The sequence below is a fragment of the Shinella sp. AETb1-6 genome (assembly GCF_009826875.1).
In the GTDB taxonomy this organism is placed as follows: Bacteria; Pseudomonadota; Alphaproteobacteria; order Rhizobiales; family Rhizobiaceae; genus Shinella; species Shinella sumterensis.
Genome location: NZ_WUMM01000005.1, coordinates 42,277 through 56,917, shown reverse-complemented (window position 1 = coordinate 56,917; position 14,641 = coordinate 42,277). Strand labels below are relative to the sequence as shown.

The 14,641-nt window shown below is 61.1% G+C and carries 13 protein-coding genes and 1 pseudogene; 6 read left to right on the top strand and 8 right to left on the bottom strand.

The genetic code is table 11. The features are described 5' to 3' along the window. Window positions 1-4 precede the first annotated feature (4 nt). The gene (locus GR158_RS10210; protein ID WP_160871002.1) at window positions 5-673 is read left to right on the top strand and encodes a YoaK family protein; all 669 of its coding nucleotides are present in this window, start codon (window positions 5-7) and stop codon (window positions 671-673) included. Window positions 674-753: 80 nt separating this feature from the next. Continuing rightward, complete coding sequence (locus GR158_RS25120) at window positions 754-1,251, top strand: hypothetical protein (RefSeq protein WP_202402236.1); 498 nt, start codon at window positions 754-756, stop codon at window positions 1,249-1,251. A gap of 61 nt (window positions 1,252-1,312) precedes the next feature. Here GR158_RS25120 and GR158_RS10205 read toward each other — a convergent pair whose 3' ends face one another. From GR158_RS10205 to GR158_RS10180, 6 genes are all read right to left on the bottom strand, one after another. Continuing rightward, window positions 1,313-3,493, bottom strand: a complete 2,181-nt coding sequence (locus tag GR158_RS10205) for a bifunctional diguanylate cyclase/phosphodiesterase (protein ID WP_160871001.1) — start codon at window positions 3,491-3,493, stop codon at window positions 1,313-1,315. A 245-nt stretch (window positions 3,494-3,738) separates the two neighbouring features. After that, entirely contained in the window at window positions 3,739-4,740 is a 1,002-nt protein-coding gene (locus tag GR158_RS10200) for a sensor histidine kinase (protein ID WP_160871000.1), read from the bottom strand. Window positions 4,741-4,825: 85 nt separating this feature from the next. Continuing rightward, window positions 4,826-5,467: an amino acid ABC transporter permease gene (locus GR158_RS10195; protein WP_134650104.1), complete on the bottom strand. Its 642-nt coding sequence runs from the start codon at window positions 5,465-5,467 to the stop codon at window positions 4,826-4,828. Between the two features lie 11 nt (window positions 5,468-5,478). Next, the gene (locus GR158_RS10190) at window positions 5,479-6,147 is read right to left on the bottom strand and encodes an amino acid ABC transporter permease (protein ID WP_160870999.1); all 669 of its coding nucleotides are present in this window, start codon (window positions 6,145-6,147) and stop codon (window positions 5,479-5,481) included. A 22-nt stretch (window positions 6,148-6,169) separates the two neighbouring features. Beyond that, window positions 6,170-6,613, bottom strand: coding sequence for a type II 3-dehydroquinate dehydratase (gene aroQ, locus GR158_RS10185; RefSeq protein ID WP_134650102.1), 444 nt, complete (start codon window positions 6,611-6,613; stop codon window positions 6,170-6,172). 101 nt (window positions 6,614-6,714) lie between these two features. Continuing rightward, a complete protein-coding gene (locus GR158_RS10180) occupies window positions 6,715-7,545 on the bottom strand; it encodes a transporter substrate-binding domain-containing protein (RefSeq protein WP_134650101.1) in 831 nt (276 codons plus the stop codon). Window positions 7,546-7,961: 416 nt separating this feature from the next. Between GR158_RS10180 and GR158_RS10175 the strand changes: the two genes are divergently transcribed. From GR158_RS10175 to GR158_RS10165, 3 genes and pseudogenes are all read left to right on the top strand, one after another. Continuing rightward, entirely contained in the window at window positions 7,962-8,636 is a 675-nt protein-coding gene (locus GR158_RS10175) for a GntR family transcriptional regulator (protein WP_134650100.1), read from the top strand. 2 nt (window positions 8,637-8,638) lie between these two features. After that, complete coding sequence (locus tag GR158_RS10170) at window positions 8,639-9,340, top strand: GntR family transcriptional regulator (protein ID WP_160870998.1); 702 nt, start codon at window positions 8,639-8,641, stop codon at window positions 9,338-9,340. Between the two features lie 359 nt (window positions 9,341-9,699). Next, a pseudogene (locus GR158_RS10165) lies at window positions 9,700-9,874 on the top strand (DUF305 domain-containing protein); the annotation flags it as partial. Between the two features lie 135 nt (window positions 9,875-10,009). Here the strand turns inward: GR158_RS10165 and treZ are convergent. Continuing rightward, window positions 10,010-12,034 carry a malto-oligosyltrehalose trehalohydrolase gene (gene treZ / locus GR158_RS10160; protein ID WP_160870997.1) on the bottom strand — a complete coding sequence of 675 codons (2,025 nt, stop codon included), beginning with the start codon at window positions 12,032-12,034 and terminating at the stop codon, window positions 10,010-10,012. 200 nt (window positions 12,035-12,234) lie between these two features. Next, complete coding sequence (locus GR158_RS10155) at window positions 12,235-12,936, bottom strand: GntR family transcriptional regulator (RefSeq protein ID WP_160870996.1); 702 nt, start codon at window positions 12,934-12,936, stop codon at window positions 12,235-12,237. A 124-nt stretch (window positions 12,937-13,060) separates the two neighbouring features. Between GR158_RS10155 and GR158_RS10150 the strand changes: the two genes are divergently transcribed. Beyond that, on the top strand, window positions 13,061-14,575 hold the full coding sequence (locus tag GR158_RS10150; RefSeq protein WP_160870995.1) for an aldehyde dehydrogenase family protein: 1,515 nt from the start codon (window positions 13,061-13,063) through the stop codon (window positions 14,573-14,575). Window positions 14,576-14,641: the final 66 nt, after the last annotated feature.

Genomic DNA, 14,641 nt, shown 5'->3' with positions numbered 1-14,641 from the left:
GGCCGTGGATCTGCTGCTGGCAACCATTCTTGCCTTCGTCGCGGGCGGCGTAAACAGCGTCGGCTTTCTGGCTTACGGCTACTTTTCCGCCAACATGACTGGCAACGTGTCCCTCGTGTCAGAGCTTCTGTCCGATTGGAAGCTGCGCGCTGCGGCTGCGTTTTTCACCATCGTCCTGATGTTCATTACGGGCGCCTTCCTGGCCTCCCTGTTCATTCAGATGGGCAAGCGCCACCGGCTCAAGACGGTTTACGCCCTGACCCTGGGTTTCGAGGGCGCCATCCTGATGCTCGTCGGGATCTACGTCTCGGCACTGCCCGACACCGTAAACGGCTTCACCATCGTCAGCCTGCTTGCGCTATCCATGGGCATCCAGAACGCGGCCTCCACGCGCATATCGGGCGCCCGGGTGCGGACGACACATGTGTCGGGACTTGCAACCGATATCGGCGTCGGCCTCGCGCTGTTGTGGGGTGCGAAGGGAGATGTCCAGCGCGAGGAGATCGCCACGCGCCTTCGGCTTCACGCGGCGACGATTCTGGCCTTCGCTGTCGGCGGGGTCGCCGGCGCGCTGATGTATACCAGCTTCCAGGGGCTCGCATTCTGCCTCCTTGCCGCCTTGCTGTTCGCGTTGTGCGCGATCTACTCGAGCGGCATTGTCGCGGCTGACTGAATGGCGATCACAAATGCGTTTGCCATGTGTGAAGGCCATGGTAGGCAGGCCGCACCTGAGAGTAGAGCCGGATGGTAGCCATGACAGTTTCGTTTTATGCCGACTATATTGCGGAGTTGCGCACGCTTTTTGCGGAACTGAACAACGAGAGCGACCTCTTCCAGACCTTCGATGTGCATATCGAACTGATCGCCGCCGGAAGCCTTGTGGTCTATGAAACGAAGCGGCGAAAAGGCCAGACCGACACCCTCTTTTACGGCCGCCCGGCTGAGGCGACATCCAACCGCCAGATTTCGCGGGAAACAGCGTCGGCCGCGATCACGCACTTCCTCTCGCTCGGTCAATTCATCGCCTTGACCGGCCAGACACGGCAGCCCCTCGAAATGCAGTATCCGCACTGTGCCGTCAATTTTTCCTATCGCAAGAAAGGGCAGCCAGCCGGACGTTCCATGTTGATGGTGTTCGTGGGCTTCAATGACGATGCGGACGCATCCGCTTATGCCGCTTCCGCCAACGATCCGGCGGCCTTCGTTTCCGCACGGCCATATCGCACGTCAAAGGCCTATGAATGGACGTGAGCGGGGCTCGCCGGGCGAACTCTGCTTCGATATCCCATATGCCTTCCAGGCGTAGGGACGCTCAGGCGCGAATGCCCGATACCTTTTGATCGCCCGCGGCAAGCGTGATGGCGGTCGAGCGTGGCAGAGGTTTCGACAACAGGAAACCCTGCAGATGGTCACAGCCGAAATCCTGCAATGCGCTTCGCTGCTCGTCTGTTTCCACGCCCTCTGCCGTCACCAGCAGCCCCTTCGCTTTCGCCATGCTGATCATGGCGGAGACAACGGCCCTGCTGGCGCCTTGATGCATCTCGCCGATGAACGATTTGTCGATCTTTATGCGGTCGACCTCGATGCGTTGTATGCGGGAGAACGTCGAGTAACCGGTTCCGAAATCGTCGATCGCAAACCGGACGCCAGCCGAGCGCAGGGTCGATATCGTCGTTTCCAGCTCGCTCTTCTCCGGCGCCATGGCACTTTCCGTCAATTCGATTTCCAGCCTGTTCGGCTGGACCTGCCATCTGGCGAGGATGCCGAGAACGCGCAGGGCATAACCGGGCGAGGCTAGCTCGAGAGCCGACGCATTGACCGCGATGTGAATACCGGGAACTTCCGCAAGCATCCGGCACGCATCCTCAAGAACGAGCGCGCTGATCTCGTGGATCAGGCCGCTTTCCTCGGCAAGGGGGATGAACTGGTCAGGGCTGACATAACCCAATGTCGGATGCTTCCACCGTGCAAGCGCCTCAAGCGAACTCAAGGCACCGGTGTCGGCTGCATAAACGGGCTGGTAGAACGTTTCCAGCTGCGAATGGGTTTGAAGGGCCAGGCGCAGGTCCGCTTCCAATGCCCTTCGATTGCTCAGCAGCTCATCCATGTGGCTGCCGAAGATGGCGTGCGTATTTCTGCCCGCCGCTTTGGCGTGATACAGGGCTATGTCCGCTTTTCGGGTCAGCTCGATGGGGTCGCAAGGCCCCGTTGTCACGGCGGCGCCGACGCTGGCGCCGATCGCGATCTGGACGGTGTCGATTTCAAACGGCGCCCTGACCGCGGCCACGATGTTCCTGGCGATCTCGTCTACGTTATGCGCGTCGGCATCGCTCAGGAGTATGTTGAATTCGTCACCGCCGACACGCGCGATCAGCGACTTCGGCAACAGGTCCCGCATGCGAGCCGCTGCCATCATGATCAGCCTGTCGCCAACGGGATGGCCAAAGGTGTCATTGACCGTCTTGAACCGATCGAGATCGACAAAGAGAATGCAGTGGCGCTGATCCGCGGCCGCGTTGGCCAGCGTGGATGCGAGCCTGATTGCAAAGAAGTTCCTGTTGGCCAGTCCCGTCAGGGCGTCGTGCGATGCCTGATGTTCCAGTTCCGCGCGGCTTGCGGCCAGACGGACCGAGCGGCGGAACAGGGCATGACCGGCAAGGCTCGCGCCTGTAAAAAGGGTCACGAATGCCAGCACGAGAGCGGGAGCGGTGGCGCGAAGAACGTAGTTTCCGGGTTGAAAGGGCTCCCAGCGAAAGAACCCCACAGGCGCGCCGTCGCGCGATGTCACCGGAATAAAGGTGGCGTTTCGTTCGCTCGGCTCATCTCGCGTGAAGCGAAGGTTGGTGAACGCGTATTCCTGACCGATATCCGCCGGCAGGTCTCCATCCAGAAACCGGATGGCGACGTGAAGGAATTCAGCGCCGGGCGCCTGCACGACGTTTCCCGTGTCCGATATAAGCGGCTTGATGCTGACGATCGCGGACCGGTTCCCGATGCGCGCCAGATCCGACTCCCCGATTGAAAGGACCTTAGCGCTCGTGCCCTGCGTATCGCCGCGCGCGAGACGGGCCTGCAGTTTGGTCGCAAGCGGAAGGTAGGCGTCGCGGAACTGCTGCGCGTCAGGCGAACCTTCGCGATCTTCAATGAACTGATAAACGAGCGATAAATCAGGCGACAGCAGCAGGGATGCATCATGGCCAAAATAGGTGTGCATCCAGGATCCGAGGTTGGCGTCGATCCAGGCCATGTCGCCACGTTGGCTTTTGCCCACGGCGTCGTCCCAGACTGTGACGCTTTCCTGATCATGGGCAATCGCCGACTGTAGCTTCGTCACCGCACGCGTGATGAAACCCCGCTGGCGCGATGAAGCCGCCTCGTCCGCCTTGCCCGCCGCCCAGGTCAGTGTCAGGAACAGGATGCCGCAGATTGCGAGCGACGCGCTGGCCGGCAAGATCCATTTCAACAGAGATGAAGACTGGAACTTTAGGGTCATCGCCAGGTCCTGATTGTCTCTGGGATATTAGAGCAATCGAACTTAAGCCGATGGCAAGGAATGCGGTTAAGCAGCGGTTAAAACCGAAGCTTGGGTCGTAGCTGCTTACAGTTCAGCGCGCCGCCTGAGCCATATGGTGATCTGCGGCTGCAGCAACGCCGCCCGGCGGTGGTAAGAGCTCTCGGGCCGGACGGCGTCGTCACTGATTTTTCCTCAGGCAGATGCGTGCGAGGCGTCCTTCCGCTTCAGGTTGAAAGATGGCTCTCCTTCATGCGGAGTGTCACGACAACGCCGCCATCGACCCAGTTGTAATTGATCGATCCACCGAGCTGCCCCGAGATCGTTCGCTGCAAGAGCTTGCTTCCGTAGCCTTCCATCGATTGTGGCGAGCGAGCATCCGCACCGCCATGCTCGCTCCAGACGATCTCGACATCGTCCTCGACGAGCGCGCCGGAGATATCGAGCAATCCCTTGTCATTCGACAATGCGCCGTATTTCAGCGAATTCGTTGCGAGCTCATGGATGACGAGCGCAAGGCTCGTGGCGGACTTTTCTCCCAAGCCCATGCGCGGAACGGCCACCCGGATGCGGCCGGCAAATGCGCCCACGTCGTCGTAGGGCGCCAACAGCACCGTGAAGAGGTCGCCCAGCAAGGCTGCTTCTCCCTGACCATCCGGCAGGGGGCGCACCAGTTCGTGGGCGCGCCCGAGCGCCGTCAGCCGCTGTGTCAGCTGCTTGGCCATCTCCTCCTTCGTGTCGGTCGACCGCGACGTGATATTCGTGAGGCCTGCTGCCAGCGCAAGCAGGTTCTTGACGCGATGGCTCATCTCGCCGGCAAGAAGCTCATGGCCCTCCTCGGCCTGCTTGCGTCCTGTGACATCGAGGAAGATGCCCGTCATTTTCTGGGTTGCGGCATCGCCCTCGTTGCCCTCGCCGCGGGCGGAAATCCATCGGACGTCGGAAGCGTTCGTCAGAATGCGAAAGTCGATTTCGAACGGGCCATCAACCGCCCGGGTCGCGACGAACGCCGCCCTCACGCGGTCCCGGTCGGCGGGATGGACCTTGGCGGAAAGATGTTCGAAGGTCAGGTCCGTCTCGTGAGAGATATCCCAGAGTTCGTACGCCTTGGCATCCATGACGAATGTGTCGTCATCGACGATCCAGGTCCACAGCGCCACTCCTGCCGACTTGATAGCACGCCTGAGTTCCTCAGCGCTCCACTCAGGCTGCGACTTGGCTTGGCTCATTGATCATCTCTTCCATTAGACGCGAAAACTGGCCTCGCCCCAAAATTAGCGGGTTGGTGCGCGTTATCAATGGCTGAGGGCCGGTCTAGCGGCTGGCGGTCAGGAACTTGCGCTCGAGATGGGCGCCATAGATCGTCAGCGGGCAGCACATCAGGAAGTAAAGCGCTCCGACGATGCCGAAGACGGTCAATGGCTGGAAGATCTGGTTCGAGATGATGTTGCCGGCACGGGTGAGTTCAGTGAAGCCGACGATTGAGGCGAGCGACGTTCCCTTGATGAGCTGCACCAGGAAGCCGATCGTGGCCGGCAGCGAAATCCGTATCGCCTGGGGAAGCACGACGTCCTTCATACGCGAGACATAACCGAGGCCAAGCGCCTTTGCCGCCTCCGTCTGCCCGCGCGGGACGGCCTCGATCGAGCCGCGCCAGATTTCTCCCAGGAAGGCGCTGGCGTGAAGCGTCAGGCCGACGGAGACCGCAGCCCACGCATCCATCTGGATACCAATCAGGGCAAGGCCGTAATACACCACGAAAAGCTGCATCAGGAGCGGCGTGCCCTGGAAAACTGCAATGTACCCGGCCGTCAGACGCTCGACGATGGCGACGCCGGACGTGCGCAGCAAGGCCACCATCAGCCCGGCAACACAGCCGCACACGAAGGCGACCGCAGACAGCGCAACCGTCCATTTCAGGCCTGTCAGAAGAAAGAGGAATTCTTCGCGTCCCATTCGTTTTCCTCCTATCTGAGTGGATAGCTGAAGTAGCGGGCGGAGAAGAACGCGAAGATGCGCATCATCACCCAGGAAATGACGAGATAGAACGCCGTCACGGTGAAATAGACCTCGAAGCTGCGGAAGCTGTCGGACTCGATCCGCTGCGATACCGATGTCAGTTCGTAAGCCGAGATGGCGGACGCGATGCTCGTCGTCAGCGTCAGCAGGATGAACTGGCTCGTCAGCGAGGGATAGATCGTCCTCAGCGCGGGCTTGAGGATGATCAGGCGGAAGACCTGGGCCTTGTGCAGCCCGAGCGCCAGTCCCGCCTCCGTCTGCCCTTTCGAAATCGATTGCACCCCGCCCCGGATGATCTCGATGGCATAGGCGCCGCCGTTGATGCCGAGCGCGATGATGGCGGTCGGCGTCGGATCGAGCCGGATACCCGCCAGCGGCAGCGCGAAGTAGATGAAGAAGATCTGCACCAGGAACGGCGTGTTGCGGATCAGTTCGACGAAGCCGATCACCAGCCAACGCAGCGGTTTGAACTGTGACTGTCGCAGAATGACGCCGCCGATCCCGATGACGATCGCCAAGAACATGCCGCAGATGGCCAGCGTGAATGTCCCGAGGCAGGCCCAGAGAAGGTTGGGAAGGCCGTCGAGGACCGGGGTGAAATCAAGCGTGTAATTCATGACATCTCCTGCGGCGCACCCTTCAGGACGGCGTTGCCAGACCTGCCATGGCCTCGATGGCCAACTCGTATCCGGCCGCCCCGAAACCGAGCATGACCCCGGTCGCGGTGCGGGAAATCAGGGAATTGTGATAGATGCTCTCGCGCGCATGCACATTGGATATGTGCAGTTCGATCTTCGGGCCGTCGAAAGTCTTCAAGGCGTCAAGAAGAGCGATGGATGTGAATGTATAGGCCGCCGGATTGATGATGATGCCGCACGCATCCTTGCGCGCCTGATGGACGAATTCCACCAGTTCACCCTCAAAATTCGTCTGGCGGAAATCGACCGCAAAACCGAGGGAGGCGGCTTTCGCGTCGCATCTGGCCTTGATGTCCCGCAGGGTCGTGGTGCCATAGATGGAAGGCTCCCGCTCACCCAGAAGGTTGAGATTGGGGCCGTTAAGGACAAAGATCGTCTTGGTCATGGACATACTCCAGGCAGCATCGGCGCACGGATGAACGGCGCCGATGCCTGCACCTTGACCGGTGCCGCCTCGCGAATTCAGGCTTTACGAAGAGCGGAAGCTCAGTTCGCGGTGAACGGAATGCCTTCGAGGCTGGTCGGAAATTCCGGCACCGGAACCTTCATCCACTTGTCGTAGATCGTCTTCAGCTCGCCATTGGCCTTGATCTTGTCGATGAACGCGTTCACTGCGGCATTCAGCTCTTTCTCGCCCAGGCGCGTGCATGCGCCATTGTACAGCTTCTGGAATTCCAGCTTGTTTTCGAACTTGCCGGGAACGGCCTTCTCGACACGGTCAAGATAGAAGATGTTGCCGCCAAGCGCGTCGGTCTGGCCGGAGATCAGCGCCTGGACACTCGCCGCGTCGCCGTCATAACGCCGGATGGTGGCGGTGGACGGCGCATTCTTCGTCACTTGCGTGTCCTGAGCCGCTCCCTTTGCGACGCTGATGGTCAAGCCGGCCATATCCTCGTTCGACTTGATGGATTTGTCCTTGGGGCCGATCAGGACGATGGCGTTCGCGTTGTATGGCTGGCTGAACTGCACGGCCTTGGCGCGATCCGGCAGCATGGCCATCGTCGCGAACAGGATGTCGACACGCCCGGAGGTCAATGCGGGAATACGATTGTTCACCTCGAGCGGAACGAATTCCACCTCGACGCCGAGCTCCTTGGCGAACAGGGCGCCCATATCCGCATCGAAACCATCCTGTTTGCCGGCGCTGGTGACGAAGCCCCATGGCGGGTTATCGCCCTGAATGCCGACGACCAACTTGCCCCTTGCCTTGATTTCCTCGGGCGTGATCGCCGAAGCGGGTTGCGAAAATGATACCGCGGCGACAATTGCCGCAGCGCCCAGCAGGGCATGGCGCCGGTTCAACTTGAACTCAAACATAGGTTCTCCTCCTCTGATAGCGCAAAAGGCCGTCCAGCTCTCCTCCAGCTGGCACTACAGCAAAGCTGACATAAGGCTATTTTCAAATCAACTGAGTTTTTACAAAATCTCCGATAAAACATGTTTCAGCGTTTGCTTGTAAAATTGCGATATGAACCTTCTCGTCACGAAGGAAAGGAACAGGAACACCAATGGCAATGGGGTGAGTCCGGGGCACGTGTCTCCAAGATGCAGTTGATCAAGCTCGATATGGCAGAATGGAGGTCTTGAACGACATCTCAACCTGTCAATGGTCACCCCAAGCCGGGACCACATGTGAGACAGACAGACGTCGGCCTCACCCGACTGCTTTCAGACAGGTTTCAATCACTCGACAGAATATGTATGAGGAATTAGAAAATCTCCGAGATGCGTCCATGTACTCTGACCTAGCGACCGAAACCATTGCCGAAAGCAGCTACAAGCGCATTCGGGCCGATATCATTTTCGGACGCCTTGCTCCCGGCCAGAAGCTGAAGCTTGAAAAGCTCAAGGAAGCTTACGACACGAGCGTCAGCACGCTGAGGGAGATCCTGAGCCGCCTTGCCTCGGAAGGATTGGTCGTTGCCGAAGGCCAGCGCGGCTTTCACGTGGCGCCGATGTCGTCAACCGACCTGAAGGAGATTGCCGCTCTGCGCCTGCTGCTGGAAACGCACGCGCTGGAGCAATCCTTCGACCGGGGCGACGTCGACTGGGAGGCCCGGCTCGCCTCGGCCCATCACAAGCTGGCGCGCATGGAAGAAGTCATGGCAAGCGGAGACACCAGCCAGACGGAAGCCTGGAAGCGTTACGACTGGGAGTTCCATCAGGCGCTCATTTCGGCCTGCGGGTCGAGACTGCTGATGGAAACCCATGCCGCCGTCTTCGATAAATATCTCCGTTACCAGATGGTCGCCCTCTCCTATCGCGGCAAGATCGCCGAGGACGAGCACAGGCAGCTCCTCGACGCCGCCCTCAAGCGCGACCAGGAGACGGGGAAGAAGATCCTCGGCCTGCACATTCAGGGCGGCGTGGAACATGCATTGGCGGGGAAGTCGCCCCTTCGGGATTGATCATGCGGGAAGAACGCTCAGGCGAACATGAACGGACAAACGACAGCGAAACCGTCAGCGATGCGGTCTTCCGGCGGTTGCGACATGATATCATCATGGGAATCCTGTTGCCCGGCTCGAAGATCAAGCTTGAAAAGGCGCGCGAGCGATACTCGATCAGCATTTCCTCACTGCGCGAAATCCTTTCCAGGTTATCGGCAGAAAACCTCGTGCTTGCGGAAGGGCAGCGTGGTTTCGAGGTCAGCCCCGTGTCCAGGCAGGAACTGACGGAGCTGGCCGACCTGCGCACCGTGTTGGAATGCCATGCCATCGGTCTTTCCTTCGCCGCCGGCGATCTGGAATGGGAAGGCTCGATCGTTGCGGCCCACCATCGGCTGGCCGCCGTGGAGCGCAGGCTTCTTGCGGGAGATGTCGCCCGAACCATCGACTGGGTCCGATGCGATTGGGAATTCCACCGGGCGATCGTTGCCGCAAGCAATTCGGCGACACTTCTGCAGAGCCTGTCGTCCGTGTTCGACCGATTTCTTCGGTATCATATGCTCGCCGGAAGTTTCCGGGGTAAAGCGGTCGTCGATGATCACAAGTTGCTGTTCGAACGCGCGCTCGCACGCGATGCCGATGGCGCAAAAGAGATCATAACAAGCCACGTGCAGAAGGGTATCGACCACATAATGAAGGACCCGAAGTTCCTTTCAGGCCGGTGAGTTTCGCGCGTTGAGTTCCTGGGGCAGGAGCGACAAGCCCAGTAGCCCGGTGCGCAACTGCATGGTGCCGCCGATCACCGCATCAGCACAGTCTCCAGCCACTCTCAAATCGACAGCAGTCTGGAACAGTTTACCGTGTTCGTGGTTGGCGAAGGCCGGTCCTGAAGTCCCGGCCGGCAAGCCGGCGCTCTCCTTGTGAACCGCCGGCTCCAGTGAGCGGCTGCTCGTTTTATTCGTGCTCCCAGCGAGCAGCCGCTCAAGGCCACCCGTTTGGTTGCGATGAGGCCCCATGGAAATGCCACCCGCGCAAGGTTCCGGTTGAGTGGCCTCGGCCCACAACAGGAAGCCATACGGTGAAACGCGAGCGACAGTTCATCGCCTCGATGATCCCGCACCATTCGGGCGCTATCCTCATGTGCAGAAACGCCGCGCTGAGCGATCCTGAATTAATGACACTGTGCGAGGATCACCCGCGGCCAGCGAGCGGAAATCGACAAGATGAATGCCATCGGCACGCGCCTCGGTGCCAACTGAGGAAGCCGATATGATACCCCCGAAGGAAATGGGCGATGTACTGCGGATCGACGCCTATGTTTCCGACGACATGCCCGGAGGCTCCGGACGCGATGAGGTCCCGCGCAGCGAGAAGGCGACGCGTTCAACCTATCGCTATCGGTCGTCGGGAGCGCTGATCGGCGCTGATCGTTCACCGGCTCCGGCGATCTCCAACCGGCACCCGTTGGAAATCTGGCTCTGCCATGCGACGAGCCGTTCGCGATCCGGCATTGCCCGCCGCTCGGCCACCACAGGTGCGAACCACAGCACGGTATCGGCGCCGAGCGTCCAGCGCCCTTGAAGGTCGACCGGGCGTATTCCGCCGCCGCCGTAGACAAGGTTCTCGCTTGACCAGACGAGTGCCCATTGCATGCCCTCCGGGGGAGCGTGCAACGGATCCGCTATGCTGTCGACCGCGATATCCGGCCCCAGATTGACCACCATAAGGCGTTCGTCTTTCGGATCGCGCGCAAAATGTCGGAGCAGGAACGCAGAGGGTTCGAGAACGCTGCCATCCACGCGGCCACATGTGCCCTGCGCGAGAACATAGGATTGGCGACGCAACGCGATCAGGTCCCTGTGAAGCGCGACGATGTGGGTATTCGTCTTGTATTGCGACCAGTCGAGCTTCGAGCGCTCGAATGTCGCGCGGTCGGCCGGCGCTGGCATCCAGCGGGCGAACGCATCATCGCTCAGGCTGGGAAACTGCTTGAGGAACTCGATCCGGCCCTCACGAACCGTCTCGGCAAGACCGCCGGCCTGGTCTGCGAAATAGAAGAATGGGCTGGAGGCCCCGAACTCCTGTCCCTGGAACAGCAGAGGCGTCTGCGGTCCCAGAAGCAGGAGCGCGGTGATCGCTCTCACTCTCGCGGGCGAGGCCAGCCTGTCCATACGGCAGCCGCTTCCGGAATTTGCGATCTGATCGTGGTTCTGCAGGAAGTGGACGAAGGTCTCCGGCGCGAGGTCAAGGCCGGGCTGCCCGCGCGGCGCATCCTGCCAGTCGTAGCGCTGCCCCTGGAACAGATAGCCGTATTTCGCAGAGGACACGAACTCCTGCGCCCTGCCGCGGTGGTCATGGTAATAGGCCTCGCTTCTGCCCGTCAGCGCGACCATTGCAGAATGATGGAAGTCATCGTTCCAGAGCGCATCCAGTCCATAACCGGACCGGCCATGCGGTCGCACGAGGCGCGTATCTTGTGGCTCGTTTTCGGCAACGAGATAGATCGACCTGCTCCTTGCCGCCGCACGCGCCTCCCGCGCGACAAGAGCCATGATGTGCTCATCGCTTGCGTCGTTCAGCGCCTGTGTCGCGTCGAGCCGCAGCCCGTCAAAATGATATTCATCGATCCAGTAAGCGGCATTTTTCGCGAAGAACGCGCGCACGCCGGCACTGTTCTCGCCGTCGAAATTAACCGAGCAACCCCACTCATTCCAGTAGCGTTCGGTAAAGTAATCCGGTGAGAAGGCCTTGAACCGCCCGCCGGCGCCGAGGTGGTTATAGACGACGTCGAGGATCACGCCCAATTCGAGCCTGTGCGCCGTATCGATGAAGGACCGGAGCTCATCGGGTGTGCCATAGAGCCGGGTGGGGGCATAGGGCAGAACCCCGTCGTAGCCCCAACCGAAGGCTCCGTAGAATTCGTTCAGCGGCATGACCTCGATGCAGGTGATACCGATGTCCTTGAGGATGCCGAGGCGCTCTGTGGCGGCCGCATAGGTGCCCTCCTGCGTGAAGGTCCCGATATGCATCTCGTAGAGAACCTGGCCTCGAGCCTTGAGGCCCCGCCATCCATCGTCCGTCCACGCGAACCGTTGCGGATCCACGACCGCCGAATATCCGTCGGGCCCTTCGGGCTGATAGCGGGAAGCCGGGTCGGCCACCGGTTCCGCCTCGCTTCCAAGACGCAGCCGATAGAGCGTGCCGGGACCTATCCCGTCGAGATCGATGCGAAAATACCCGCCCGGCTCGGCACGCATCGCATGCATGCGCCCGTCGGCCAGAAGAACGCTGACGCTATCCTGCGCGGGCGCCCAGACACGGAAGGATACGCCAGCACCCAGACACTCGGCTCCGACCGGATAACGCCGTTCCGGCCGTGGAGAAAAATTGCTGGTAGGGACATCGTCTGACGCGGGCATGGATCGTTCCAAGACCAGGATTGCGGCGCACGGATCGAAATATCAGCGCCGTCTGATACAAACCGCGGCTTCTCGCCTTTGTTCCCTCGTTCAATCCTGGACGGACACCCGGTATCGCGCCCGCATCGCTGACGCCGTCACATAGACGCCAGCGCGGCGAGCTGCTTCGCCATGTCCTGACCGCAGTCCAGCCGGGCCGCTCACTCGAAGAGATCGGGATTGTCGGCCTCGATCTGCGGCAGGTCGGCGAGGATGCCATTAAGATGACCGCGCATGGCGGCCTCGGCCGCATCGGCGTTGCGCGTGTCGATGGCGTTTATGATCGCCTCGTGCTCGGCAATCAGCCGGACCATGGAATCGGGATGGCGGAGCTGAAGATTGCAGACCCTGTCCATATGCGCCTTGATGTCGGATATGGCGCTCCAGGCAAGGCCGCAACCGGCGCCCTCGGCGATCGCGATGTGGAATTGCTCATCCTCGCGGCGGAAGGCATTGTGATCGTGCGCCGCCATTGCGGCCTTCTGGCGGTCGAGGATCGTATCGATCTTGCGGCGGGTCCAGCTGTCGAAGGCCTCGCTTGCGCGGCGGGCGACGGCGGTCTCTATCGCTTCTCTCACGAATCGTGCCTCCATCATCTTACGCGCCGAAATCCGTACGACGACCGTGCCGCGATTGGGGCGGATATCCACCAGCTTCGATTTGCCAAGCGCGATCAGTGCCTCGCGCACGGGCTGACGTGAAACACCCATGCGTGTGGCGATTTCCTGTTCGGACAGGCGCATGCCGGGGGTGAGTTCAAGCTGGATGATGGATTCGCGCAGATCTCGTTCCACCTGCGCTGCGGCGGTTTCACCGGTGTCGATCTTCAGGGATTCAAGGTTCACGTCTTTTCCCGCCGTCATGCGTTGACATCCATTTTGGGCCACCATACAGTACCATACAATTCATGCGCAACAGAAATCCGGTGGCCTTAGAACCGGATCAACAGGGAGGGGCTGGCGCGCTGCCGCCGGCCGGAAGACGATATTGCTGTCCAATTTCATAGCACCCGATTCCCGTGACCCGCGGCTGAACAGTAAAGCCCGCTATCAGATGCTTGTCGATGGCAAGTCCGTCGATGCGGCATCCGGCAAGACGATCGAACGCGTGAGCCCGGGCCACGCAGGCGCAGTCGTCGGTGTCTGGCCGGAAGCCTCGGCGGATGACGTGCGGCTGGCGGTTGCCGCCGCACGCCGCGCCTTCGATACCGGCCCGTGGCCGCGCATGTCGGGCGCCGAGCGCTCGCGCCTGATGTTCAAGGTGGCGGACCTCATCCTTGCGCATCAGGAAGAACTGGCGCTGACCGAGAGCCTGGAGGTCGGCAAGCCGATCAATCAGGCACGCGGCGAAATCGGCTTCTGCGCCGACCTCTGGTCGTATGCCGCAGGTCAGGCGCGGGCGCTGGAAGGCCAGAGCCACAACAATATCGGCGATGACCGTCTTGGCCTTGTGCTGCGCGAACCGGTCGGCGTCGTCGGCATCATCACACCGTGGAATTTCCCCTTCATCATTGCTTCCGAGCGCGTGCCGTGGGCGATTGGCGCAGGTTGCACGGTGGTGCTGAAACCATCGGAATTCACCTCCGGCACATCGATCCGCATGGCGGAACTGGCGCGCGAGGCCGGCATCCCGGACGGCGTGTTCAACGTCGTCACCGGCTACGGCGATCCAGCCGGCCAGGTGCTGGCGGAAGACCCTGATATCGACATGGTGGCCTTCACCGGTTCCGTGCGTGTCGGCACCAAACTCGGCGAGATCGCGGCGCGCAGTGTCAAGCGCGTCGGGCTGGAACTCGGCGGCAAGGGGCCCCAGATCGTCTTTGCCGATGCGGACCTCGAAGCCGCCGCCGACGGCATCGCATACGGCGTTTATCACAATGCCGGCCAGTGCTGCATTTCCGGCAGCCGTCTGCTGGTCGAGGAAAGCGTCCGCGACGCGCTGATGGAACACCTGCTCGAGATCTCGCGCAAGGTCACCTTCGGCGATCCGCTGAACGAGCGCACCAAGATCGGTGCGATGATATCGGAGGCCCATGCGCAGAAGGTGCATTCCTATGTCGAGGCCGGCGTCGCCTCCGGCGCGAAACTTCTGCTCGGTGGCGAACGGGTCGGCAGGGAGGCCGGTCTCTATTACGCACCGACGGTTTTCGCCGGGGTTACGCCGGACATGTCGATTGCCCGCGAGGAAATTTTCGGGCCGGTGCTTTCGACGCTGACCTTCAAGACGGCGGATGAGGCCGTGGCGATGGCAAACGCCACCGAATTCGGCCTGTCGGCCTCCGTCTGGTCCACCAATCTCGAAAACGCGCTGCAAAGCATCCGCCGTATCCGCGCCGGCCGCTGCTGGATCAACAGCGTCATCGACGGCACACCGGAAATGCCGATCGGCGGCTACAAGAAGAGCGGCCTCGGGCGCGAGCTCGGCCGCTACGGCTTCGACGAATATTCGCAGTTCAAGGGCGTGCATGTCACGCTCGGGCGCCCGGCGCCCTGGTTCGGTTAGCAGGGCCGCATCCTGCGGTCATGAGGAGGAAAACCTCGGCTGGCGGAATCTTTGGTCGGAGCCCGC

Excerpts from the sequence above, each read along its gene's own strand:
- GR158_RS25120 (WP_202402236.1), top strand. The coding sequence starts at position 754 with ATGACAGTTTCGTTTTATGCCGACTATATTGCGGAGTTGCGCACGCTT.
- GR158_RS10205 (WP_160871001.1), bottom strand. The coding sequence starts at position 3,493 with ATGACCCTAAAGTTCCAGTCTTCATCTCTGTTGAAATGGATCTTGCCG.
- GR158_RS10200 (WP_160871000.1), bottom strand. The coding sequence starts at position 4,740 with ATGAGCCAAGCCAAGTCGCAGCCTGAGTGGAGCGCTGAGGAACTCAGG.
- GR158_RS10195 (WP_134650104.1), bottom strand. The coding sequence starts at position 5,467 with ATGGGACGCGAAGAATTCCTCTTTCTTCTGACAGGCCTGAAATGGACG.
- GR158_RS10190 (WP_160870999.1), bottom strand. The coding sequence starts at position 6,147 with ATGAATTACACGCTTGATTTCACCCCGGTCCTCGACGGCCTTCCCAAC.
- aroQ (WP_134650102.1), bottom strand. The coding sequence starts at position 6,613 with ATGACCAAGACGATCTTTGTCCTTAACGGCCCCAATCTCAACCTTCTG.
- GR158_RS10180 (WP_134650101.1), bottom strand. The coding sequence starts at position 7,545 with ATGTTTGAGTTCAAGTTGAACCGGCGCCATGCCCTGCTGGGCGCTGCG.
- GR158_RS10175 (WP_134650100.1), top strand. The coding sequence starts at position 7,962 with ATGTACTCTGACCTAGCGACCGAAACCATTGCCGAAAGCAGCTACAAG.
- GR158_RS10170 (WP_160870998.1), top strand. The coding sequence starts at position 8,639 with ATGCGGGAAGAACGCTCAGGCGAACATGAACGGACAAACGACAGCGAA.
- treZ (WP_160870997.1), bottom strand. The coding sequence starts at position 12,034 with ATGCCCGCGTCAGACGATGTCCCTACCAGCAATTTTTCTCCACGGCCG.
- GR158_RS10155 (WP_160870996.1), bottom strand. The coding sequence starts at position 12,936 with ATGACGGCGGGAAAAGACGTGAACCTTGAATCCCTGAAGATCGACACC.